The organism is Cryobacterium sp. BB736, assembly GCF_014980265.1.
Lineage (GTDB): Bacteria > Actinomycetota > Actinomycetes > Actinomycetales > Microbacteriaceae > Terrimesophilobacter.
In genome coordinates, this window is sequence record NZ_JABXWQ010000001.1 from 1128882 (window position 1) to 1150928 (window position 22047).

General features: G+C 63.9%; 26 protein-coding genes and 1 pseudogene. All 27 read left to right on the forward strand.

What is annotated here, in order from left to right; all coding sequences use genetic code 11:
* Nucleotides 1-124: 124 nt before the first annotated feature.
* The 27 genes and pseudogenes from IRG63_RS05470 to rpsC all read left to right on the forward strand — a co-directional run bounded on the left by IRG63_RS05470 (nt 125) and on the right by rpsC (nt 22045).
* A complete protein-coding gene (locus IRG63_RS05470) occupies nt 125-1399 on the forward strand; it encodes a type IV pilus twitching motility protein PilT (RefSeq protein WP_193509440.1) in 1275 nt (424 codons plus the stop codon).
* Nucleotides 1399-2625: a type II secretion system F family protein gene (locus IRG63_RS05475; RefSeq protein WP_193509441.1), complete on the forward strand. Its 1227-nt coding sequence runs from the start codon at nt 1399-1401 to the stop codon at nt 2623-2625. Before IRG63_RS05470 ends, IRG63_RS05475 begins: the two co-directional genes overlap by 1 nt.
* A 155-nt stretch (nt 2626-2780) precedes the next feature.
* On the forward strand, nt 2781-3233 hold the full coding sequence (locus IRG63_RS13970; protein WP_304505263.1) for a type IV pilin protein: 453 nt from the start codon (nt 2781-2783) through the stop codon (nt 3231-3233).
* A 90-nt stretch (nt 3234-3323) separates the two neighbouring features.
* Nucleotides 3324-3761: a prepilin-type N-terminal cleavage/methylation domain-containing protein gene (locus IRG63_RS05485; protein ID WP_193509442.1), complete on the forward strand. Its 438-nt coding sequence runs from the start codon at nt 3324-3326 to the stop codon at nt 3759-3761.
* Nucleotides 3758-4318 carry a type II secretion system protein J gene (locus IRG63_RS05490; protein WP_168626189.1) on the forward strand — a complete coding sequence of 187 codons (561 nt, stop codon included), beginning with the start codon at nt 3758-3760 and terminating at the stop codon, nt 4316-4318. Before IRG63_RS05485 ends, IRG63_RS05490 begins: the two co-directional genes overlap by 4 nt.
* Nucleotides 4309-5727, forward strand: coding sequence for a hypothetical protein (locus IRG63_RS05495; protein WP_168626190.1), 1419 nt, complete (start codon nt 4309-4311; stop codon nt 5725-5727). Before IRG63_RS05490 ends, IRG63_RS05495 begins: the two co-directional genes overlap by 10 nt.
* A 70-nt stretch (nt 5728-5797) precedes the next feature.
* A pseudogene (locus tag IRG63_RS14045) lies at nt 5798-5932 on the forward strand (prepilin peptidase); the annotation flags it as partial.
* A gap of 21 nt (nt 5933-5953) precedes the next feature.
* Nucleotides 5954-6544, forward strand: a complete 591-nt coding sequence (locus IRG63_RS05500) for an A24 family peptidase (RefSeq protein ID WP_370566192.1) — start codon at nt 5954-5956, stop codon at nt 6542-6544.
* Between the two features lie 9 nt (nt 6545-6553).
* Complete coding sequence (pilM, locus tag IRG63_RS05505) at nt 6554-7594, forward strand: type IV pilus assembly protein PilM (protein WP_168626192.1); 1041 nt, start codon at nt 6554-6556, stop codon at nt 7592-7594.
* Nucleotides 7591-8286 carry a hypothetical protein gene (locus IRG63_RS05510; RefSeq protein ID WP_168626193.1) on the forward strand — a complete coding sequence of 232 codons (696 nt, stop codon included), beginning with the start codon at nt 7591-7593 and terminating at the stop codon, nt 8284-8286. Before pilM ends, IRG63_RS05510 begins: the two co-directional genes overlap by 4 nt.
* Nucleotides 8287-8300: 14 nt before the next feature.
* On the forward strand, nt 8301-8933 hold the full coding sequence (locus IRG63_RS05515) for a type 4a pilus biogenesis protein PilO (protein ID WP_193509444.1): 633 nt from the start codon (nt 8301-8303) through the stop codon (nt 8931-8933).
* A gap of 66 nt (nt 8934-8999) precedes the next feature.
* On the forward strand, nt 9000-9989 hold the full coding sequence (locus IRG63_RS05520; RefSeq protein WP_193509445.1) for a hypothetical protein: 990 nt from the start codon (nt 9000-9002) through the stop codon (nt 9987-9989).
* Nucleotides 9967-10434 (forward strand): DUF6121 family protein, encoded by a 468-nt coding sequence (locus tag IRG63_RS05525; protein WP_168626196.1) that lies wholly within the window; start codon nt 9967-9969, stop codon nt 10432-10434. The genes IRG63_RS05520 and IRG63_RS05525 overlap by 23 nt, the downstream gene beginning before the upstream one ends.
* Nucleotides 10435-10711: 277 nt before the next feature.
* Nucleotides 10712-11086: a 30S ribosomal protein S12 gene (gene rpsL, locus IRG63_RS05530; RefSeq protein WP_168626197.1), complete on the forward strand. Its 375-nt coding sequence runs from the start codon at nt 10712-10714 to the stop codon at nt 11084-11086.
* On the forward strand, nt 11086-11556 hold the full coding sequence (rpsG, locus tag IRG63_RS05535; RefSeq protein ID WP_168626198.1) for a 30S ribosomal protein S7: 471 nt from the start codon (nt 11086-11088) through the stop codon (nt 11554-11556). The genes rpsL and rpsG overlap by 1 nt, the downstream gene beginning before the upstream one ends.
* A gap of 131 nt (nt 11557-11687) precedes the next feature.
* Nucleotides 11688-13802, forward strand: coding sequence for an elongation factor G (gene fusA, locus IRG63_RS05540; RefSeq protein WP_168626199.1), 2115 nt, complete (start codon nt 11688-11690; stop codon nt 13800-13802).
* Between the two features lie 137 nt (nt 13803-13939).
* On the forward strand, nt 13940-15133 hold the full coding sequence (tuf, locus tag IRG63_RS05545) for an elongation factor Tu (protein ID WP_168626200.1): 1194 nt from the start codon (nt 13940-13942) through the stop codon (nt 15131-15133).
* Between the two features lie 246 nt (nt 15134-15379).
* The gene (locus IRG63_RS05550; RefSeq protein WP_193509446.1) at nt 15380-16327 is read left to right on the forward strand and encodes a type IV toxin-antitoxin system AbiEi family antitoxin domain-containing protein; all 948 of its coding nucleotides are present in this window, start codon (nt 15380-15382) and stop codon (nt 16325-16327) included.
* Nucleotides 16328-16366: 39 nt separating this feature from the next.
* Nucleotides 16367-17182: an aspartate dehydrogenase domain-containing protein gene (locus IRG63_RS05555; RefSeq protein WP_193509447.1), complete on the forward strand. Its 816-nt coding sequence runs from the start codon at nt 16367-16369 to the stop codon at nt 17180-17182.
* Between the two features lie 578 nt (nt 17183-17760).
* Complete coding sequence (rpsJ, locus tag IRG63_RS05560; RefSeq protein ID WP_168626203.1) at nt 17761-18069, forward strand: 30S ribosomal protein S10; 309 nt, start codon at nt 17761-17763, stop codon at nt 18067-18069.
* 23 nt (nt 18070-18092) lie between these two features.
* Nucleotides 18093-18749 (forward strand): 50S ribosomal protein L3, encoded by a 657-nt coding sequence (rplC, locus tag IRG63_RS05565; protein WP_193509448.1) that lies wholly within the window; start codon nt 18093-18095, stop codon nt 18747-18749.
* Between the two features lie 2 nt (nt 18750-18751).
* A complete protein-coding gene (gene rplD, locus IRG63_RS05570; RefSeq protein WP_168626205.1) occupies nt 18752-19414 on the forward strand; it encodes a 50S ribosomal protein L4 in 663 nt (220 codons plus the stop codon).
* The gene (gene rplW, locus IRG63_RS05575; RefSeq protein WP_168626206.1) at nt 19411-19710 is read left to right on the forward strand and encodes a 50S ribosomal protein L23; all 300 of its coding nucleotides are present in this window, start codon (nt 19411-19413) and stop codon (nt 19708-19710) included. The genes rplD and rplW overlap by 4 nt, the downstream gene beginning before the upstream one ends.
* A gap of 18 nt (nt 19711-19728) precedes the next feature.
* Nucleotides 19729-20568 (forward strand): 50S ribosomal protein L2, encoded by an 840-nt coding sequence (rplB, locus tag IRG63_RS05580; protein ID WP_168626207.1) that lies wholly within the window; start codon nt 19729-19731, stop codon nt 20566-20568.
* A gap of 12 nt (nt 20569-20580) precedes the next feature.
* The gene (gene rpsS, locus IRG63_RS05585) at nt 20581-20862 is read left to right on the forward strand and encodes a 30S ribosomal protein S19 (RefSeq protein WP_168626208.1); all 282 of its coding nucleotides are present in this window, start codon (nt 20581-20583) and stop codon (nt 20860-20862) included.
* Between the two features lie 26 nt (nt 20863-20888).
* The gene (rplV, locus tag IRG63_RS05590) at nt 20889-21284 is read left to right on the forward strand and encodes a 50S ribosomal protein L22 (RefSeq protein WP_168626209.1); all 396 of its coding nucleotides are present in this window, start codon (nt 20889-20891) and stop codon (nt 21282-21284) included.
* Nucleotides 21284-22045, forward strand: coding sequence for a 30S ribosomal protein S3 (rpsC, locus tag IRG63_RS05595; RefSeq protein WP_168626210.1), 762 nt, complete (start codon nt 21284-21286; stop codon nt 22043-22045). Before rplV ends, rpsC begins: the two co-directional genes overlap by 1 nt.
* Nucleotides 22046-22047: the final 2 nt, after the last annotated feature.

Genomic DNA, 22047 nt, shown 5'->3' on the forward strand with positions numbered 1-22047 from the left:
ACCCTCACCGGCGTACAGCGCGCCATCCGTGCCCGTGCCCGTTGCCGAGCCATCAGCCGCTCCGGCGAGCCCGAGCCCGGTGTACGACCTTCCTGACTATGGTTCGGGAATGGGGGAACCGAGCATGGCCGATACGAAGGTCCATGACCTCGCGGCCAACACCGCTGACACGAGGGTCCATGACCTCGCGGCTGACGCCGGCGACTCGACCGACGACTTCCTCCAGAAGGAAGCCGACTTCACGCCGCTCGACCCGTCGATCCCCTCGCCCGACCAGGCCGACCCGGACCTGATCGCAGCGCTTCGGCTGGTGCTCTCGAGCGGTGCATCCGACCTCCACGTGAGCTCGAACGCGCCGCCGATGATCCGCATCGATGGTGCGCTGCGTCCGGTCGAGGGTGCAGAAGTGTGGAGCGCCGAGCGTGTCTCGCGCGCCCTGCGCAGCATCGTCTCGCCACACCAGAGCAAGGCGTTCGACGAGAACCTCGAACTCGACTTCGCGTATACGGTGTCGGAGCAGGCTCGTTTCCGTGTGAACTTCTACCAGCAGCGCGCCGCGATCGGCGGGGCGTTCCGTATCATTCCGACCGAGATCAAGCGTCTCGAACAGCTGGGCGTTCCGGACACCGTCGCGCGTTTCGCCGAGCTGCCGCGTGGCTTGGTGCTTGTCACCGGACCGACCGGTTCCGGCAAGTCGACGACGCTCGCCGCGCTCATCGACCTGGTGAACCGCACCCGCACCGACCACATCGTGACGGTCGAGGACCCGATCGAGTTCATGCACCAGAACAAGAAGGCGCTGGTCAACCAGCGTGAGGTCGGCAGCGACACCCACAGCTTCGCCAACGCGCTGAAGCACGTGTTGCGTCAGGACCCGGATGTGATCCTGATCGGTGAGCTTCGTGACCTGGAGACCATCTCGGTCGCCCTGACGGCGGCGGAAACCGGTCACCTGGTCTTCGCGACGCTGCACACCCAGGATGCGCCGCAGACCATCGACCGTGTCATCGACGTCTTCCCGCCGCACCAGCAGGGACAGGTGCGTGCACAGCTGGCGGCGACCATCCAGGGTGTCGTCTGCCAGACCCTCGTGAAGTCGGCCAACGGCAAGGGTCGTGTGGTGGCGACCGAGGTCATGGTGGCTACCCCCGCGGTTGCGAACCTTATCCGCGAGGGCAAGACATACCAGATCCACTCGACTATGCAGGCCGGCCGTGAGCTCGGCATGTTCACGATGGATCAGCACCTGGCCGACCTCGCGAACGAGGGCAAGATCACCATCAAGGCCGCCTACGACAAGTGCCACGACCCTGAGACACTCAAGCGGCTCATCCGTCGCGATGACGCCGGCCCCGGCCAGTTCGGGTTCGGCGACAGCTTCGCGGGCGGTGGGCTGTAGTGGCCGCGGTAGTAACCACCTACCTATACAAGGGACGCGACGCAGCAGGCAAGCCGGTCAAGGGCAAGCTCGACGGAACGAGTGAGGCCGCGGTCAACTCGCGCCTGCGCGGCATGGGCATCACGCCGACCGAGGTCAAGGAAGGCGGCACGGGTCTCAACCAGGAGATCTCTTTCGGCTCGCTTTTCGAGAAGAAGGTTGATCTCAAGGACCTCGCGGTCATGTCGCGTCAGATGGCGACGATGATCTCGGCTGGACTGTCGCTCATGCGGACACTCACGATCCTCACCGAGCAAAGTGAGAACCCGAAACTTGCCGCAACCTTGGACAGGATTCGCATCGACGTAGAGGCGGGTGCGTCGTTGTCCGAGGCGATGGCCCGCCACTCGATAGTGTTCCCACCGCTCATGATCAACATGGTGCGCGCCGGTGAGACAGGCGGCTTCCTAGAGGGATCGCTGCTCTCACTCGCGGAAAACTACGAGTCGGAAGTGAAACTTCGGGGCACCATCAAGTCCGCCATGACGTATCCCGTCGTGGTGTTGATCATGGCTCTTCTCGCCGTCGTCGCGATGCTCATCTTCATCGTTCCTGTCTTCGAGGCGATGTTCGAGGGCCTCGGGGGAACGCTTCCCCTCCCGACGATGTTCCTCGTGTGGATGTCGGACATCATGGTCTGGCTCGGGCCAGTGCTGCTCGTTGCCATTGTCGTGTTCTCGGTTTGGTGGGGCAAGAACAAGAACACGGAGAGGGTACGGAAGGTGGTCGACCCCTGGAAGCTCAAGCTTCCGGTGTTCGGCCCGCTGATGACAAAGATCGCCATCGCACGATTCACCCGAAACTTCTCCACCATGATGAAGTCCGGTGTGCCGATCATGCAGTCGCTCACCATCGTCGGTGCAACTTCCGGCAACTGGGTCATCGAGGAGTCCCTCAAGCAGGTCCGAGACTCCGTGCGTCAGGGAAAGACCATCGCAGCACCGCTGGCCGAACAGCCGGTATTCCCGTCCATGGTCGTGCAGATGATGGCTGTTGGTGAGGATTCCGGCTCACTCGAGACGATGCTTGCCAAGATCTCTGACTTCTACGACCAGGAGGTCGAGTCGACGACAGAACAGCTAACCGCCCTGATCGAGCCGCTCATGATCGCGTTCATGGGCGTAGTGCTGGGTGGAATGATTGTTGCCCTGTACCTGCCGGTCTTCAACATCTTCGAACTTGTATGACGGAAGCTCTGTCCCGCTAATTGGGGGTAGGTCGCGCACCGTAAACCCCATTCGCGGGCTAGTAAAGGGTTCACAGCATCTGTCAAGGTTTACGTGGGGGCTAATCCTTTGGGGGCCACCTGTCCACAGAAGTCACTGAACAGGATTGGAAAATCATGCTGACTGCAATCAATCGCTCGCTTGAGAAGAAGCGCGAACGACTCGAGAACAACGAAAAGGGCTTCACCCTGATCGAGCTCCTCGTGGTCGTCATCATCATCGGCGTCCTCGCCGCGATCGCCATCCCGGTGTTCCTCGGCCAGCAGGAAGGCGCGCGCGACAGCGCCGTCGTCTCCGCTCTGAACAACGCCAAGACCGAGCTCGTCGCTGAGATGGTGAAGCAGGATGGCTGGCCTACCGCCGCGGGTGCAACCGCAACGGACATTGTCAACAAGTTCAGCAGCGACGGCGTCAAGCTGACCCTGAACCCAGGCAGTGGTGCGAACGGCTTCTGCATCACCGGCAAGCACGACTCCAACGGCACGACCTTCGCTGTCGATGACAAGGGTGGCGTGAAGGGCAAGACCGGCACTACGGCAGGCTGCTCTGCTGGTCAGGTCGCTGGCTAGGTAGCAAGCAAGTGTGAATTCCACTGGGGCGTGCCCGCGGGTGCGCCCCAGTGGACGCATTATCCGCATTCGTTCGGAAGGGGGATCCGAGTGAACAGTAACGAGACGCACGATCCCACTTCGTCGGAAGCTGGTTTCGGCCTCATCGAGATCATGGTCTCGATGTTTCTTCTCGCGTTGCTGGCGGTGTTCTTTCTGCCGACGCTGATCAAATCCATGCAGATCACTGTCACGAACACGACGACCGCAACCGCAAGCCAGCTTGTCGCAGCGCAGCTCGACCAGGTGCGAGCTCTGACGCCGGACTGCGACACAGTGGCGGCGTTCGACGACGTGACACCACCCGCGACGACCGACGCCAGAGGCACGATCTATCAACCGCACGTGACCGTAGGCGCCTGCCCGGCCACCTTCCCCGGCGTCGTGCAGGTCGATGTGTGGGTAACCGAGCAGGGCAAGCCCCTTGACCGTCTCGCCGAAGCGGTCACACTCGTGTACGTCGGCACTCAGGCGGTCGTGACCCCATGAGAGACGAACGCGGCATAACTCTGGTCGAGCTGATCATCTACGCCATGTTGAGCGTCCTAATCCTCTCCATCGTCGGCGGGATGCTCGTGAATTCCTTGACCGCGGAGCGCATCGTCCGCGATTCGTCCCAGGCCAGCAATACCGGGCAGCTTGTCGCGCAGTCGGTCACACGGGGTGTCCGGATGGCGAGCAAACTCGAGGTCTCGACGCCGACGCCCGACAGCGTGGTGATGCGAGCGTTGATAGTCGATGACGCTCTGGCATCGCCCGCGACGGCTCATTGCGAGGCGTGGTACTTCGGCAACGGCGAGCTTCGTACAACCAGATCCCCGAGCGCCATCCCGATTCCAGGAAGCCATGCGGACGCCGAGGGCTGGACGCTGCTAGCAACGGGCGTCGCCGAGGTCGGCGCGAGGCCAGCCTTCAGCGTCACTGGACTTTCCGCGAACCTAGCGCTCGAACTTGATACCGGCGACAGTTCGCCGCTACTGATTGAGACCAGTGCAGTAAGTCGACAGCAGGCACCGCCAACGGAGGTTGCAACACTATGTTTCTGAACTCGCTCCTCAAGCGCAGCACGGATGAACGCGGCGCAGCCATGGTTGCCGTGCTTGGCATGACGGCGGTTACGGCGATCATCGGAATAACGGTGACCGGCTCGACAATCAACGCCCTGGCCACGACGAGCTCGGCGCGAGCCAGTGTGCAGTCTCTCGCGGCCGCCGAGTCCGGGCTCGACGTCGCCATCGCCGGCATGCAAGCGACCAACGGATGTTCGCTTGCCGGTGGTACCTGGGCCGCTGCGGCCACGCCGAGCTACTCCGCGCTGGTCGCCCACACCCGTGATGGCGGTGGCTCGTGGACCGACGGATGCCCAACCGACGACGCGACGCACATCCGCATCACGTCCACCGGCTTCGCTCAAGATCCAGGTGTAGCCGGGAGCACGAGCGGTGACAGTGTCAGCGTCGAGGCGATCTACAAGTGGGAACCCATCATCGCCTACGTTCCGATTGCTGGCGCAGCCGTGTACGCGCACGACATCAAGGGTGTGTTCAAGAAGTTCCAGCTGGACACAGTCGACGCCAGTGTCGCCACGTCCGTGATGATCAAGCACGGCGACCTCACCTGCACCAACGGCGCACGTATTGGTGGCGACCTCATCATGGGTGACGGTAACGCCCACTTGGACATGTGCGACGTCAGAGGATCAATGCACGTCAACGGCAACGTGTCGATCAACAAGAGCACAATCGGCGGCTCGATTCGCGCGACCGGTTCGCTGAACATCACCAACAGTTCTTACAACGCCGCGCTCGCAACCTCAGGCGGCAGCGTGCCCGCACCGAACATCCCCGATTGGACGGACATCGGCTGGGACCCCGCCTTCTGGACAGCTCAGGGCTTCAACATTGTTAACTGGACAGGCTCCTGCTCGATCGCGAAGAACAACTCGCCCTGGGAAAGCATCAGCGGATACACCACTCCCACGGTGATCAATTTCCTGGACAAATGTCCGACGACTGCGGTCACGACGGCCAACAGCATGAACTCCGTGCAGCTCAATGCAGACATTGTCTTTGTCGCTCACGAGTTCAAGTTCGACAAGCTCTACTTCACCTCGACAGGTACTCGGAACCTCACTTTCCTGGTGCCCGACTTCGCGCCCGACGGCCTGCCGACCTGCAACCCCCCCGGATCACTCACGGGCAACATCACCCTCACGAACGAGGCTAACTTCTCCACAAACATGGCCGCGATGCTCTATACGCCGTGCAAGGTCTACAGCGAACGCGACGGCTTCCGCGGGCAGATGTACGGGGGCGAAGTAGAGTTCAGGCAACAGGCCTCACTCGTCTATGTGCCGGTTGGGGTGACCGGTATCGACCTGTCGAACGGACTCACTAATCCGGTCCAGACCGGGGCGGAGCTGGGCGACTTCGTCAGCATGAGGGAGATCGGATAGCGTGATCGCCGCGCTGACGGGGTTGCTGGGGGCGGCCGTTGGATCTTTTCTCAACGTCGTCATCTTCCGCGTGCCCCAACGGCGGTCGGTGATCGCGCCCCGAAGCGCGTGTGGCTCGTGCGGATCCGCTATCCGGCCTTGGGATAACGTCCCGATCGTCTCCTGGCTCGTGCTGAGGGGGCGTTGCCGAGATTGTTCAGCAGCCATATCGCTCCGCTATCCGCTTGTGGAACTTGGAACCGCTGTCTTCTTCAGTGGAGTTGCAATCTGGGCGCTGGCGAACTTTGAGCCGGCAACCCTGCACGACTGGCTAGCGACCATTACGGTGCTCGCGGCGTTCCTTTACCTTGCCGCGGTCAGCATCGCACTGACCGCCATCGACCTCGAGACGAGCCTTCTTCCGAACGTGATCGTGCTGCCGTCGTACGTGGTCGCCGCGGTCCTATTGACGGCCGCAGCGCTCATCGTCGGCGACCCGGTCAGGCTGCTCACCGCTGCAGCCGGCGGTGCGATTCTGTTCGTTGCCTACCTCCTCATGGCGTTGCTGTACCCCGGCGGGATGGGGCTGGGCGACGTCAAACTAGCGGGAGTGCTCGGGATCTATCTCGGTTGGCTTGGCTGGGAAGAACTCGCCGTGGGTTCGTTCGCTGCCTTCCTTCTCGGCGGGCTGTTCAGTGTCATACTCGTCGTTGTGCGGAGGGCGGGCCGCCGGACCGCCATACCCTTCGGCCCGTGGATGCTCGTTGGGGCGTGGGTAGGTATTTTCGCGGGAGCGCCGGTGTTCTCTGGCTATCTCGCGCTGTTCGGACTGCAATAAGGGGGATCAATGCCGAAACGAATCGTTGGCCTGGACATAGGCCAGACCATGCTGAGGGCGGTGGAGCTCGAGGACCCGGACAAGGCACGGCCGAAAGTGGTTCGCTACCGCGAGGTGGCGATTCCCGAAGGCGTGGTTGACGCCGGTGAAGTGATCGAGACGAACACCGTGGCGACTCTGCTACGTCGACTCTGGATCGACGCCGGGTTCAAGACCAAAGAGGTGGCTATCGGCATCGGCAATCAAAAGGTGCTTGCTCGCGACCTGACGATTCCCCGCCAGTCTCGCGCTCTCATCCGGGAGTCTCTGCCGATGCACGTGCAGGACCTTCTTCCAGTTGCGGTGGATGACGCGCTGATGGACTTCTACCCGATTTCAGAAGGGCAAGGGGAGCACGGGCCGGTACTGACCGGACTCCTGGTTGCGGCCGTCAAGTCGGGCATCGAAGCGAATATCGCGGCGCTCAAGGAAGCCGGACTTTCGCCCGTTGACGTCGACCTGATCCCGTTCGCGATGCAGCGCGCTGTCGGAACGACAACACCCGAGACCAGCGCACTGATCGACATCGGGGCGGTGACGACCAACATCGTGCTTGTCACGGGTGGCGTTCCTCAATTCGTGCGTATCATCCCGATCGGAGGTGACGCAATCACTCGCGGACTCGCGGCGCAACTCGAAGTCGATGTGACCGAAGCCGAGAGCCTGAAGCGGACCATCGGGATGGATCCTGCCGGCATCACCGCAGAGCAGCAGCAAATCGCCAGAGCGGTATTCGAACTCTCAGGTGAGTTGCTCTACAGCATCCGCAACACCCTGAACTATTTTGCGAACTCTCGACCCAACGTGCAGATCGGCCGAATCACTCTCACAGGAGGCGGAGCGCGCCTCCGCGGGATCATCGCAGTGTTGGCTGAGATGACGCGAACTCCCGTCGACTTTGGCAATCCGTTCCAGAAGGTGGGAACTGCCAGGGGTTATCAGGCACCTGAACCGGCCGTCGCGGCGACGATGGCAGTGTCCGTCGGGCTGGCGTTGGGGAGCGGCTCATGAGCAAGCAGAAGAAGGAACAAGAACTCGTCATAGGCGGAGTCCCACGCGCGGATCTGCTTCCGCGCGAGGTTCGGCAAGCGGTGCGCGACAGACGCCGCAACCGCTATCTGGTGTACGGCGTGATTGCCGCTATCGGCGTTGCCGCGGTCGGTTCGGTGTACGCATTCGGGCAATCCCTCGCGAGCCAAACAGCGCTGGTGATCGAGCAGGCACGAACCGACGAACTAGTCAGCGAACAGGCCAAGTACAGTCTCGCTCGCGAGACTGCGGGCCAGATCGATGACATTGTGAAGGCACAAAGGCAGGGCGCTGCGACAGAGATCGACTGGAAGGCATACTTCGCAGAGATCGAGACGACTCTGCCCGAAGGAGTCACCGTCGTGTCCGTGGTGATCGACTCGATCTCCCCCGTTGAGGAACTGCCGGTGCAGGACATTCCGCTTCAACAAGGCTGGGTCGCATCGGTGACCATCGGTGTCGTCGGCGAAACCGTGCCCGACATCGAGGCCTGGCTCAACCGTCTGGCCGGAGTGACGGCGTATGCCGGGGTTGCACCTCCCGTGGAAGTATCAGAGAACGGTGGTGGCTACGCGGTCAGCGTCAAGCTGCTTGTGAACTCCGACGCCTATGCCCTTCGATTCGAAGACGCGAAAGCTCCGGAAAAGTCAAAGGATGCGGAGGTCGAGGAATGAATCGGTCACGGATTATGACGGTCGCCGCGGTCCTCGTGATCGGTGCGGTGCTCGCATTGGGATGGTTCCTCGGAGTCGACCCGCAATTGGCACAGGCGCGAACCGCTGATGCGGATCGCGCGGGTGTGGAGGAAGTGAACCGCGCCTACGAAGCCAAGCTTGTGGAGCTCAAGGAATTGGACAAGCGCCTTCCCGAACTCGAGACCGAGCTGGCGGCATTGTCACGAAGCATCCCGAGCGACGCCGATATCTCCACGTTGCTTGGCGAGCTCAACGCCATTGCCACGAGCAGTGGGGTGCAGATCACGTCAATTCGAGCGGATATCCCCGCCGCGTTTGCTGGCAAGGGAGACGTGATCCCCGCAACCGATCCGGCTGATCCGGATGCTCCGGTAACTGAGACGACAACCGCCGCAGAAACGACCACGGTAGGCAGTACCGGGATGGTCTCCATTCCCATCTCCGTCTCCGTGCGAGGCGAACGTGACGCGACTCTGCTGTTCACCCAAATGGTGCAATCGGGCAACAGGCTCTACTTGGTGACCGACTTGGATGTTGTCATCGCCGGCGAGCAGACGACGACAACTCTCGAAGGGCTCGTCTACGTGCTGCCCGACCGCAGGGCCGCCTTGGAAATCAATGAATGATCGATTTCCATCGCTCGTTGACCCCTATTGTTGGGGGTAGGACAACGCGTCGAGAGGGGCTGCCGGATGGCTGGCGAGAAAAACGATCCGCTGCACGACAATGACCAGGCGACGGGCGGGGTCGAGGACACCGACACCGCCTACGTCGACGAGGACACCGGAACCGGGTCGCACGTCTACGTGGTCGACGAAGGAGGAGTGGCGTCGGACGACCAAGCTGCCGACGACAGACACTCCGACGATGCCTACGCTGACGATGCCAACGCCGAGGCGGTCCACGCGGACCACCGCGAGCCGGAACAGCTCGTCGAGCCAGCCGACTACCGCGACGACAAGGTCAGCACCAGCGCCGACGCGGTCTACGCCGACGACCTGAGCGCAAGCGACGGCTCAGGCACGAGACAGTACGACACCGACACGGTCGCCTACGAGCCGGCGGCCGCGCCCGTCCCACCGCCGATCACACCACCGGTCGCGCCGGCGGTGCGCACGGTGTACGTGCAGGCTCCGGTTCCGCCGCGCGCCCAGGGCAATCGCGGCTTCGGCGTCCTGATCGCCGCACTCGCCACCATCGCGTTCGCGCTGCTCTACGCGGCCCTATCGGCCCTGACCATCCTCATCGTCAGCGCCGGCGACTTCACCAACCTCTACCGAGACTTCCTGGTGTCGCCGCTGTTCTACATCCCGGTGCTCGTCTTCCTAGTCGCGATGATCCTCTACGCGCTCATCGCGAACCGCGCCGCCTGGTGGAGCTGGGTGATCGGCTCGTTCCTCGTGGCTGCGGTCGTCTACCTGGGCTCCATCGGCATCCGGATGCTGCTGGACGGCGCTCTGACCCAGTCCGCCGGCGAGGCGGCGACGGCATTCGCCAGCTCCGCCTCCAGCGCTTTCCTGATCATCGCGGCGATCCTCGCCCGCGAGGTGGCGATCTGGTCGGGCGCGATCATCAGCTCGCGCGGGCGCAAGGTAAAGGACCGCAACGTGCAAGCGCGCGAAGACTTTGAGCGCGAATCGGCCGAACGGCAGGCCGAGCTTGAACGACTCAACGCGGCCTGATCCGCAGCCGTTCTCGCGGGGGCTGTCCGTCGCGGTCATGACGACCGTGCTGTACGGGGCGGTGCTCGTCGCCGCCTACGGCATCATCAGCGTGCTCACCGACCGCGATGTCGTGTCCGAACCGGATGCCGGTCCGCTCGTCGGGATTGCGATGACCGGCACGGCGCTGGTCATCATGTTCTTCGCGATGCTGGGCGGACTGCGTCCCGACCGGGCCCGCGGCCTCCCCGTCGCGCGGGCCCTGGTAACCGGGCTCGGGGTTTACCTGCTCAGCACGCTCGCGGGCGCCGTGATGTACGCGATCGTGACCGGGAGGCTGCCCGCGTTCATCGTGTTCCTCGGCAATTACCTGCTCAGCCCGTTCGTGATCAGCTCCGGCGTCATCGCGACACTGTTCATCCTGCTGCTGCCCGTGTTCAGGCTGGTGAATTCTCGCGCGCGCTAGCACATGCGGTCATTTGACCGGCGTAGGCCGACCGGGTATTCTTTTCTGGCGTGCGTTTCGTCGTGCGCGAAACTTCTGTGCTGATTCGAGCACACACTGCGAAGCCGGTTTGAGAGTCGCGCCCAGCGTGCGATGCAAACCCCACAGCATTCCCAACCAGCGGTACTAAGAGTTTCTTGCGTGCAGCCGGTGGGTCGGGTCTCCAGCAAAGAGAAGCGAATAACGAAGACCCAAACCAAACGAATATCGCGAGAATCTATACCCAAGGAGTCAGTTAGTGCCAACCATTCAGCAGTTGGTCCGCAAGGGCAGGAACCCCAAGGTCGTCACGACCAAGGCGCCGGCCCTGAAGGCCAACCCCCAGCAGCGCGGCGTGTGCACCCGCGTCTACACGACGACCCCCAAGAAGCCGAACTCGGCGCTGCGCAAGGTCGCCCGTGTCAAGCTGAGCAACGGCACCGAGGTCACCGCGTACATCCCCGGTGAAGGCCACAACCTGCAGGAGCACTCGATGGTGCTCGTGCGCGGCGGTCGTGTGAAGGACCTCCCGGGTGTTCGCTACAAGATCGTTCGCGGCGCACTGGACACCCAGGCCGTCAAGAACCGCAAGCAGGCTCGCAGCCGTTACGGCGCGAAGATGGAGAAGAAGTAATGCCTCGCAAGGGACCGGCCCCCAAGCGCCCCGTGGTCAGCGACCCGGTATACGGCGCCCCCATCGTCAGCCAGCTCGTCAACAAGATCCTGCTCGACGGCAAGAAGGCCCTCGCTGAGCGCATCGTCTACGACGCGCTCGAAGGCGTCTCCACCAAGACCGGTGCGGATGCTGTCGTCACGCTGAAGAAGGCGCTCGACAACGTGCGCCCCACCATCGAGGTCAAGAGCCGCCGTGTCGGTGGCTCCACCTACCAGGTGCCCGTCGAGGTCAAGCCGCACCGCGCGAACACGCTCGCGCTGCGTTGGCTCACCACCTACGCCAAGGCCCGCCGCGAGAAGACCATGACCGAGCGTCTCACCAACGAGATCCTCGACGCCTCGAACGGTCTCGGCGCAGCAGTCAAGCGCCGTGAGGACACTCACAAGATGGCCGAGTCGAACAAGGCATTCGCGCACTACCGCTGGTAACAGCGCGCTGGAGCTGAGCGGGAGGCCATTTCGTGGCCTCCCCGCCGGCCAGCATGGAGCCCGTCTCGGGCTCCGGCAGCGCCCGGCCCCAGCATCCGAAGACCCAACCTCAACAGTAAGGAAACCCCCCTGTGGCACAGGACGTGCTCACCGACCTGAACAAGGTCCGCAACATCGGCATCATGGCGCACATCGACGCCGGTAAGACCACGACGACCGAGCGCATCCTGTTCTACACGGGAGTCAACCGCAAGCTCGGCGAAACCCACGACGGTGGCGCGACCACCGACTGGATGGAGCAGGAGCAAGAGCGCGGCATCACCATCACGTCCGCCGCCGTCACCTGCTTCTGGGACAACACCCAGATCAACATCATCGACACCCCCGGCCACGTCGACTTCACCGTCGAGGTGGAGCGCAGCCTCCGCGTGCTCGATGGCGCGGTCGCGGTGTTCGACGGCAAGGAGGGCGTCGAGCCCCAGTCCGAGACCGTCTGGCGTCAGGCCGACAAGTACGAGGTCCCCCGCATCTGCTTCGTCAACAAGATGGACAAGATCGGCGCCGACTTCTACTTCACCGTCGACACCATCGTGAAGCGCCTCGGCGCAAAGCCGCTCGTGCTGCAGCTGCCGATCGGCGCGGAGAGCGGCTTCGTCGGCGTTGTCGACCTCGTCGAGATGCGTGCGCTCGTGTGGGAGAGCGACTCCAAGGGTGACGTCACCATGGGCGCCAAGTACGAGGTGCAGGAGATCCCGGCCGACCTGAAGGACAAGGCCGAGGAGTACCGTCAGAAGCTGCTCGAGACGGTCGCCGAGACCGACGAGGCACTGCTCGAGAAGTTCTTCTCCGGCGAAGAGTTCAGCGTCAAGGAGATCAAGGCGGCGATCCGCAAGCTGACCATCAACAGCGAGATCTACCCGGTACTGTGTGGCTCGGCGTTCAAGAACCGCGGTGTGCAGCCGATGCTGGACGCGGTCGTCGACTACCTCCCCAACCCGCTGGACGTTCCCGCGATCAAGGGCATGGACCCGCGCGACGAGGACAAGGCCATCGAGCGGCACCCGGTTTCGACCGATCCGTTCGCGGCCCTCGCCTTCAAGATCGCCGTTCACCCGTTCTTCGGTCGCCTCACCTACGTTCGCGTGTACTCCGGTCACGTCGACTCGGGCGCTCAGGTCACCAACTCGACCAAGGGCAAGAAGGAGCGCATCGGGAAGATCTTCCAGATGCACGCCAACAAGGAGAACCCGGTCGACGCGATGAGCGCCGGGCACATCTACGCGGTGATCGGCCTCAAGGACACCACCACCGGTGACACCCTGAGCGACCCGAACAGCCAGGTCGTGCTCGAGTCGATGACCTTCCCTGAGCCCGTCATCGAGGTCGCGATCGAGCCGAAGACCAAGGCCGACCAGGAGAAGCTGGGCACCGCCATCCAGAAGCTGGCGGAAGAGGACCCGACGTTCCGCGTCGAGCAGGACGCCGAGACCGGCCAGACCCTGATCAAGGGCATGGGCGAGCTCCACCTCGACATCCTCGTTGACCGGATGAAGCGTGAATTCCACGTCGAGGCGAACGTCGGCAAGCCGCAGGTCGCCTACCGCGAGACCATCCGTCGCGTCGTCGACAAGCACGACTACACCCACAAGAAGCAGACCGGTGGCTCCGGTCAGTTCGCGAAGGTGCAGATCTCGCTCGAGCCGCTCGAGGTCAGTGGAGACACGATCTACGAGTTCGACAACAAGGTCACCGGTGGTCGCGTGCCGCGGGAATACATCCCGTCGGTGGATGCGGGCATCCGGGATGCCATGCAGGTGGGCGTGCTCGCCGGCTACCCCATGGTCGGTATCAAGGCCACACTGCTGGACGGTGCGGCCCACGACGTCGACTCCTCGGAGATGGCGTTCAAGATCGCCGGATCGATGGCCTTCAAGGAGGCTGCTCGCAAGGCGAACCCCGTTCTGCTCGAGCCGCTCATGGCAGTCGAGGTGCGTACCCCAGAGGAATACATGGGTGACGTCATCGGCGACCTGAACTCGCGTCGTGGCCAAATCCAGTCGATGGAGGATGCGACGGGCGTAAAGGTGGTCACTGCGCTGGTTCCGCTGTCCGAGATGTTCGGCTACGTGGGCGACCTGAGGTCGAAGACCTCCGGCCGTGCGGTGTACTCCATGCAGTTCGACAGCTACTCTGAGGTGCCGCGCGCGGTCGCCGACGAGATCGTCCAGAAGAACAAGGGCGAGTAGCACCTGATTCTTCGCTAAGCTCGGACGGTTAATTACCGCGGGGCGCTATCCCGTAACATAAATACACATCCCAGTAGAGTCGCCGGGCACAAACCCGTGTCCGGAGCTTTTACGCGAGAGTCCTGAGGAGGACCACAGTGGCTAAGGCCAAGTTCGAGCGGACTAAGCCGCACGTCAACATCGGAACGATTGGTCACGTTGACCATGGCAAGACGACGCTCACCGCAGCAATCTCGAAGGTGCTCGCGGACAAGTACCCGTCAAATGTCAACGTTCCGCGTGACTTCGCGACGATCGACTCTGCTCCTGAGGAGCGCCAGCGCGGCATCACGATCAACATCTCGCACGTCGAGTACGAGACCCCGAAGCGTCACTACGCACACGTTGACGCCCCTGGTCACGCCGACTACATCAAGAACATGATCACCGGTGCAGCCCAGATGGATGGCGCGATCCTCGTTGTCGCCGCCACCGACGGCCCGATGGCCCAGACTCGCGAGCACGTTCTGCTCGCGAAGCAGGTCGGCGTTCCGTACCTCATGGTCGCACTCAACAAGTCGGACATGGTTGACGACGAGGAGATCCTGGAGCTCGTCGAGCTCGAGGTTCGCGAGCTGCTGTCCAGCCAGGACTTCGACGGTGACAACGCACCGGTCATCCGCGTCTCGGGCCTCAAGGCTCTCGAGGGTGACGAGAAGTGGGTCCAGAGCGTGCTCGACCTGATCCAGGCCGCGGATGACAACATCCCGGACCCGGTTCGTGACCGCGACAAGCCGTTCCTCATGCCGATCGAGGATGTCTTCACGATCACCGGTCGTGGAACCGTCGTCACCGGCCGTGCCGAGCGTGGCACCCTGGCGATCAACTCGGACGTCGAGATCGTCGGCATCCGCCCGACCCAGAAGACGACCGTCACCGGTATCGAGATGTTCCACAAGCAGCTCGACGAGGCCTGGGCCGGCGAGAACTGTGGTCTGCTCCTCCGTGGCACCAAGCGCGAGGACGTCGAGCGCGGCCAGGTCGTCGTGAAGCCGGGTTCGGTCACGCCGCACACCGTCTTCGAGGGCACCGCGTACATCCTGTCCAAGGACGAGGGTGGCCGTCACAACCCGTTCTACGGCAACTACCGTCCGCAGTTCTACTTCCGCACCACGGACGTCACCGGCGTCATCACGCTGCCCGAGGGCACCGAGATGGTCATGCCCGGTGACACCACCGAGATGACGGTCGAGCTCATTCAGCCGATCGCCATGGAAGAGGGCCTCGGCTTCGCGATCCGTGAGGGTGGCCGCACCGTCGGCGCCGGCAAGGTCACGAAGATCGTCAAGTAGTTCTTTCGAACAACGTCGAGAAGGGTCGCACCTGAGGGTGCGGCCCTTCTTGCGTTTCCGGATGCTGGGTGCCGCGCCGTTCCGGACATCCGCTACCCGCGCACCGGGCGCGTCCGTCCGCAGGTGGCGCGTACCGCCGGAATTGCGCGCCGCCCTCCTCTCCTCCACACCCCGCGTCTTCCTCGCCCCAAGCACGGATGCCGGCCGTCTGACGCCGATGCGCCGCACCGCCCCGACACTGGGCGGATGGAACTCGACATTCCGCCGGGACTGATCTTCGTCCGGGACCTGGCCAGCCACGGGATCGACGACCGCGGCCTGCGACGCGCGGCGGAGCGCGGCACCGCGGTGCGCTTGCGCCGTGGCGTGTACTTCAACGGCCCATGGAAGTCGCTGACGGCCGAGGAGCGCTACCGGCTACGCTGCGAGGCGGTCGCACGTGCCACGGAAGAGCTGCCCTTGTTGTCGCACCATTCGGCCGCGGCCATCCTCGGACTCCCGTCGCTCGACTCGTGGATGAGCGATGTGCACATCACGATCGAGCCCGCCGCGGGTGGCCGGTCACGCAACGGCGTCCGTCGGCACGCGGGTGTCGTGCCAGCGGCGTCGCGCATCGAGGTCGACGGGATGCTCGTGACCAACGTGCCGCGCACAGTGATTGATCTCGCTACCACCGCCTCGTTCAGAAGCGCCGTAGCCGCTGCGGATTTCGCGATCCGGGCGCGGGCGCCCCTGACGAGCCGTGACGAGCTGTGGGCGGAGTTCACGGGGATGCTGCCCTTCAGCAACATGCGACGCGCACAACGGGTGCTCGAGTTCGCCACGGAGCTCTCTGACTCGCCGGGGGAGTCGCTGAGTCGCGTCGTCATGCATGAGCTCGGATTTCCGGAGCCGGAGCTTCAAGCGCATTTCACCAACCGCTCCGGCGGCGATATCTACACGGACTTCTACTGGCCCGAGCATTCGGTCGTTGGGGAGTTCGACGGGCGAGCTAAATACGAGCGCGAGCAGTACCTCGGCGGCTTCACGCCCGAGGAGAAGCTGTGGAACGAAAAGCTTCGCGAGGATGATGTGCGCCGCCATGTCCGCCGCTTCGTGCGCTGGGGCTGGAAGGAGGCGATGAACCCGGTGGAGCTGCGCGAGCTGCTGGACGATGCGGGACTACCGCGGCTCCGCATCCGACTCCTGCCCTGACCCCATCGCCTCTCTCGACCGGCAGGGTAGCTTGGCGGGGTGACGAAACCAGGCGGGTGGACAAGCGGCAGCACGTTGAACGTGGCGGTTCTCGGATACGGCGCGATCGGTGCCAGCGTCTCGAACTCGCTTGCGGCGGGTGCTGTGGAGGGAGCTCGGCTGGCGGGCGTGATCACACGGACGAGCGCCGGCACGCACCCTCACCAGAGCCTGTCCTTGGACGACGCGCTGACCGTCAGCGACATCGTCGTCGAGTGCGCGGGCACCGCCGCGGTGACTGAGCACGGTCCGCGCATCATCGCATCCGGTACAGACTTGTTCGTCGCATCGATCGGAGCGCTTGCGGATGCTGACGTCCGCGCCAGGCTGCTACAGGGCCCGGGGGCCCTGTACTTGACCACGGGGGCGATTGGCGGGCTCGACATTCTGAGCGCGGCCGCTTTCGGCGGTGGGTTGGACTCGATCGAACTCACGACCACGAAGAAGGCCCGAACGCTGGTGCAGCCCTGGATGGACGCGGCACAGGCGGAAGCGCTTAGGGGGAGCGATGAACCGACTACGGTCTTCAGCGGAGGGGTCGAGGACGCGATTCGCCTGTTCCCGAAGTCATTGAATGTGGCGGTAGCGCTCGCGGTCGCCACCGGGGAGTGGGAACGGACAAGGGTGACCATGATCGCTGACCCGAATGCGGAGCTGACCACACACGAGATCGCCGCACGGGGGAGCGCCGGCAGTTATCGGTTCGCGGTATCCAACCTGCCGCACGAATCGAACCCGGCGACGAGCAAGGTCGTGCCGGCAGCAATTCTGCGAGGGTTGGCGAAGCTCGCACGCCCCTCAGGCACGTTCTTGTAATGCGGTGTGGAGGAGGGGTCGGCGGCGCGCAGTTGCGGCGGACCGCGGCAGCTCCGGACAGGGGCGACAGGTGCGCCGGGCGCGGATGTCCGGAACGGGCGCGCTGCGGAGCAGGGAGGCGGCCGTCCGGGCGGGGCGCGGATGTCCGGAACGGGCGTGAATGGGCACAGTGGGGGCGGAAGTCCGGACCTGGCATGCAGGCGCGAGGGGTACAGTGAGTGAAGCGGAGTCGGCGACACGCCCGGGTTGCAGCAAATGCCGGGTTGTGGCAAACTCTTCTAGTTCAACATTTCGTTTCACCGCGCAGGTGGGCGAATCACTATCCAGGCAGTGCATAGGACACGTTTCCTAGGCCGCGGGTAGCAGAACAACAAAACCGACACTCGAAGATCCGTGGTGACACGTGTGTCCAGCGAGGGCGACACGCCCGAGCGCGGGGGTCGGTGAAATGACGTTGCGTCCGGTGGAATCGCCGGGCGTGTGACAGAAAAACAGTGGTGCGAAAGCAGAAGTGCTTTCAGCTGCACAGGTTCATCCGGTTCCCGGATGCGCCCGTACAACAGAGAGAGAGTCAGGCTATGGCGGGACAGAAGATCCGCATCCGACTGAAGTCGTATGACCACGAGGTCATCGACAGCTCGGCGCGCAAGATCGTCGACACGGTCACCCGTGCGGGTGCGACGGTTGTCGGCCCAGTGCCGCTTCCGACCGAGAAGAACGTGGTCACTGTGATCCGTTCCCCTCACAAGTACAAGGACAGCCGAGAGCACTTCGAGAAGCGCACCCACAAGCGCCTGATCGACATCATCGACCCGACTCCGAAGGCCGTCGACTCGCTCATGCGTCTCGACCTGCCCGCTGACGTCAACATCGAGATCAAGCTCTGAGCTGGATAGGGACTGTAGAGAACATGGCTACCGCCACTAACAAGACCATCAAGGGTCTGCTCGGCACCAAGCTCGGCATGACCCAGGTGTGGGATTCCAACAACAAGCTCATCCCGGTCACGGTCATCGAGGTCGCCCCGAACGTCGTGACGCAGCTGCGTACCGAGGATATCGACGGCTACGCGGCCGTGCAGATCGCCTACGGCCAGATCGACCCGCGCAAGGTCAACAAGCCCAGCGCAGGCCACTTCGCCAAGGCGGGCGTGACCCCGCGCCGCTACCTCACCGAGATTCGCACCGCTGACGCCGCCGAGTACAGCCTCGGCCAGGAGCTCACGGTCGACACCTTCGAGGCCGGCACCAAGGTCGACGTCGTCGGCACCAGCAAGGGCAAGGGCTTCGCCGGTGCCATGAAGCGCCACAACTTCCAGGGTGTCAGCGCATCGCACGGTGCTCACCGCAACCACCGCAAGCCCGGCTCGATCGGCGCTTCTGCCACTCCGGGCCGCGTGTTCAAGGGCAAGAAGATGGCCGGCCGCATGGGTGGCGAGCGCGTTGCGGTGCAGGGCCTCGCGGTTCACGCCGTCGACGCCGAGAAGAACCTCCTGCTGGTCAAGGGTGCCGTTCCCGGCGCTCGCGGCCGCATCGTATTCGTTCGCACTTCAGTGAAGGGGGCGTAACCATGGCCGCAGCTCACACGCTCGACGTCGTCGACGCCAAGGGCAAGAAGGCCGGCACGGTCGACCTTCCGGCCGAGGTCTTCGACGTCCAGACCAACGTTCCGCTGATCCACCAGGTCGTCGTCGCCCAGCGCGCCGCCGCCCGCCAGGGCACCCACTCCACGCTCCGCCGTGGCGAGGTCTCCGGCTCCGGTGTTAAGCCGTTCAAGCAGAAGGGCACCGGTCGTGCCCGTCAGGGCTCCGTCCGCATGCCGCAGCACCGCGGCGGTGGCATCGTCCACGGACCGAAGCCCCGCGACTACGACCAGCGCACCCCCAAGAAGATGATCGCCGCAGCACTGCTCGGAGCACTCTCCGACCGTGCCCGTGGCGAGCGCATCCACGTCATCGAGTCCCTCGTGGTCGGCGACACCCCGTCGACGAAGGTCGTCTCGGAGCTGCTCGACACCGTCACCTCGAGCCGCAACGTGCTCATCGTGATCGAGCGAGACGACGAGCTCGGCTACAAGAGCGTGCGCAACATGCCCACCGTTCACGTCCTGCCCGTTGACCAGCTCAACGCGTACGACGTGCTCGTGAGCGACGACATCGTCTTCACCAAGGCAGCGTTCGAGTCGTTCGTCGCCGCGAAGACCGCGAACAAGACTGAGGAGGCCAGCGCATGAGCGCCACCTATAAGGACCCGCGCGACGTCATCCTCGCGCCCGTCGTCTCGGAGAAGAGCTACAGCCTGATCGATGCGGGCAAGTACACCTTCGAGGTGGACCCCCGCTCGAACAAGACCGAGATCAAGCTCGCGATCGAGAAGATCTTCGGCGTCAAGGTCGAGTCGATCAACACGCTCAACAAGAAGGGCAAGACGCGCCGCACCCGCTTCGGGATCGGCAAGCGCAAGGACACCAAGCGCGCGATCGTCACCCTCAAGTCCGGTTCAATCGACATCTTCACGGCTGTCGGCTAGGGCTGAAGGAAGAGAAACATGGCTATTCGCAAGTACAAGCCCACGACGCCAGGTCGTCGCGGCTCCTCGGTGGCAGACTTCGCCGAGATCACCCGCTCGACCCCGGAGAAGTCGCTGCTGCGTCCGCTCCCGAAGACGGGTGGCCGCAACAGCTCCGGCCGCATCACCACGCGTCACATCGGTGGCGGCCACAAGCGCCAGTACCGCGTCATCGACTTCAAGCGCAATGACAAGGATGGCGTCAACGCCAAGGTCGCTCACATCGAGTACGACCCGAACCGCACCGCACGCATCGCGCTGCTGCACTTCGTCGACGGCACCAAGCGGTACATCATCGCGCCGGAGAAGCTGAAGCAGGGCGACATCGTCGAGTCGGGTCCGTCGGCTGACATCAAGCCGGGCAACAACCTGCCGCTGAAGAACATCCCGGTCGGTACCGTCGTGCACGCGATCGAGCTCAAGCCGGGCGGTGGCGCCAAGCTCGCCCGTTCTGCCGGCTCGTCGGTTCGCCTCGTCGCCAAGGATGGCCCGTACGCGCAGCTCCGTCTCCCCTCCGGCGAGATCCGCAACGTCGACGCGCGCTGCCGCGCCACCGTCGGCGAGGTCGGCAACGCCGAGCAGTCGAACATCAACTGGGGCAAGGCTGGCCGGATGCGGTGGAAGGGCGTTCGCCCGACCGTCCGCGGTGTCGCAATGAACCCGGTCGACCACCCGCACGGTGGTGGTGAGGGTAAGACCTCCGGTGGTCGCCACCCGGTCACCCCGTGGGGTCAGGCCGAGGGCCGTACCCGCAAGCCAAACCTCGAGAGCGACAAGCTCATCGTCCGTCGTCGCACCGTCGGCAAGAAGCGCAAGTAGGAGTTGTAGAGGATGCCACGCAGTCTCAAGAAGGGCCCCTTCGTTGACGATCACCTGCTTCGCAAGGTCGTTACTCAGAACGAGGCCAAGAGCAAGAACGTAATCAAGACCTGGTCACGCCGCTCCATGATCGTCCCGGCCATGCTTGGCCACACGATCGCGGTGCACGACGGTCGCAAGCACATCCCGGTGTTCGTCACCGAGACCATGGTGGGTCACAAGCTCGGAGAGTTCGCCCCCACCCGCACCTTCCGTGGACACGTGAAGGACGACAAGAAGGGTCGCCGCCGCTAACCGCGGTGGCGCAAGGAGGTAGAGAAATGGTGGAGTCGATCGCACGAGTGCGACACATCCGCGTGACCCCCATGAAGGCTCGCCGCGTCGTCGACATGATCCGCGGTAAGCAGGCAACAGAGGCACTCGCGATTCTGAAGTTCGCACCGCAGGCAGCGAGCGAGCCCGTGTACAAGCTGGTCGCATCCGCGGTCGCCAACGCACGGGTCAAGGCAGACAACGAGAACACGTACCTGAACGAGGACGACCTGTTCATCGCCAGCGCGTACGTTGACGAGGGCACGACGCTCAAGCGGTTCCAGCCGCGTGCACAGGGCCGCGCGTTCAAGATCCTCAAGCGCACCAGCCACATCACCGTTGTGCTGGCGACGCCAAGCGAGGCCGACGTGGCACAGGCTGCCAGGAAGGCAGGAAAGAAGTAATGGGACAGAAAGTCAATCCGTACGGCTTCCGCCTCGGAATCACCACCGACCACGTGTCGCGCTGGTACTCCGACAGCACCAAGCCCGGACAGCGTTACAGCGACTTTGTCGCCGAGGACGTCAGGATCCGTCGCCTGCTGAGCACCTCGCTCGACCGTGCCGGCGTCGCTCGCATCGAGATCGAGCGCACGCGTGACCGCGTCCGCGTCGACATCCACACCGCGCGCCCCGGCATCGTGATCGGCCGCCGTGGAGCCGAGGCCGAGCGCATCCGCACCGACCTCGAGAAGCTCACCGGCAAGCAGATCCAGCTGAACATCCTCGAGGTGAAGAACCCCGAGGCCGAGGCCCAGCTCGTCGCGCAGGGCATCGCCGAGCAGCTCTCCGCACGTGTGGCGTTCCGCCGCGCGATGCGCAAGGGCCTGCAGGGCGCCCAGCGCGCCGGCGCCAAGGGTGTCCGGATTCAGGTCTCCGGCCGCCTCGGTGGCGCTGAGATGAGCCGCTCCGAGTTCTACCGCGAGGGTCGCGTTCCGCTGCACACGCTGCGTGCGAACATCGACTTCGGCTTCTATGAGGCCCGCACCACCTTCGGCCGCATCGGCGTGAAGGTGTGGATCTACAAGGGCGACATCACCAACAAGGAACTCGCGCGCGAGCAGGCGAACCAGAAGTCGTCGCGTCCCGACCGCCGTGACAGCGACCGCCCGCGTCGTGGCGCACGCGCAGAGGCCGCCCCGGCGGCAGTAGGAGCGGAGGGCTAAAG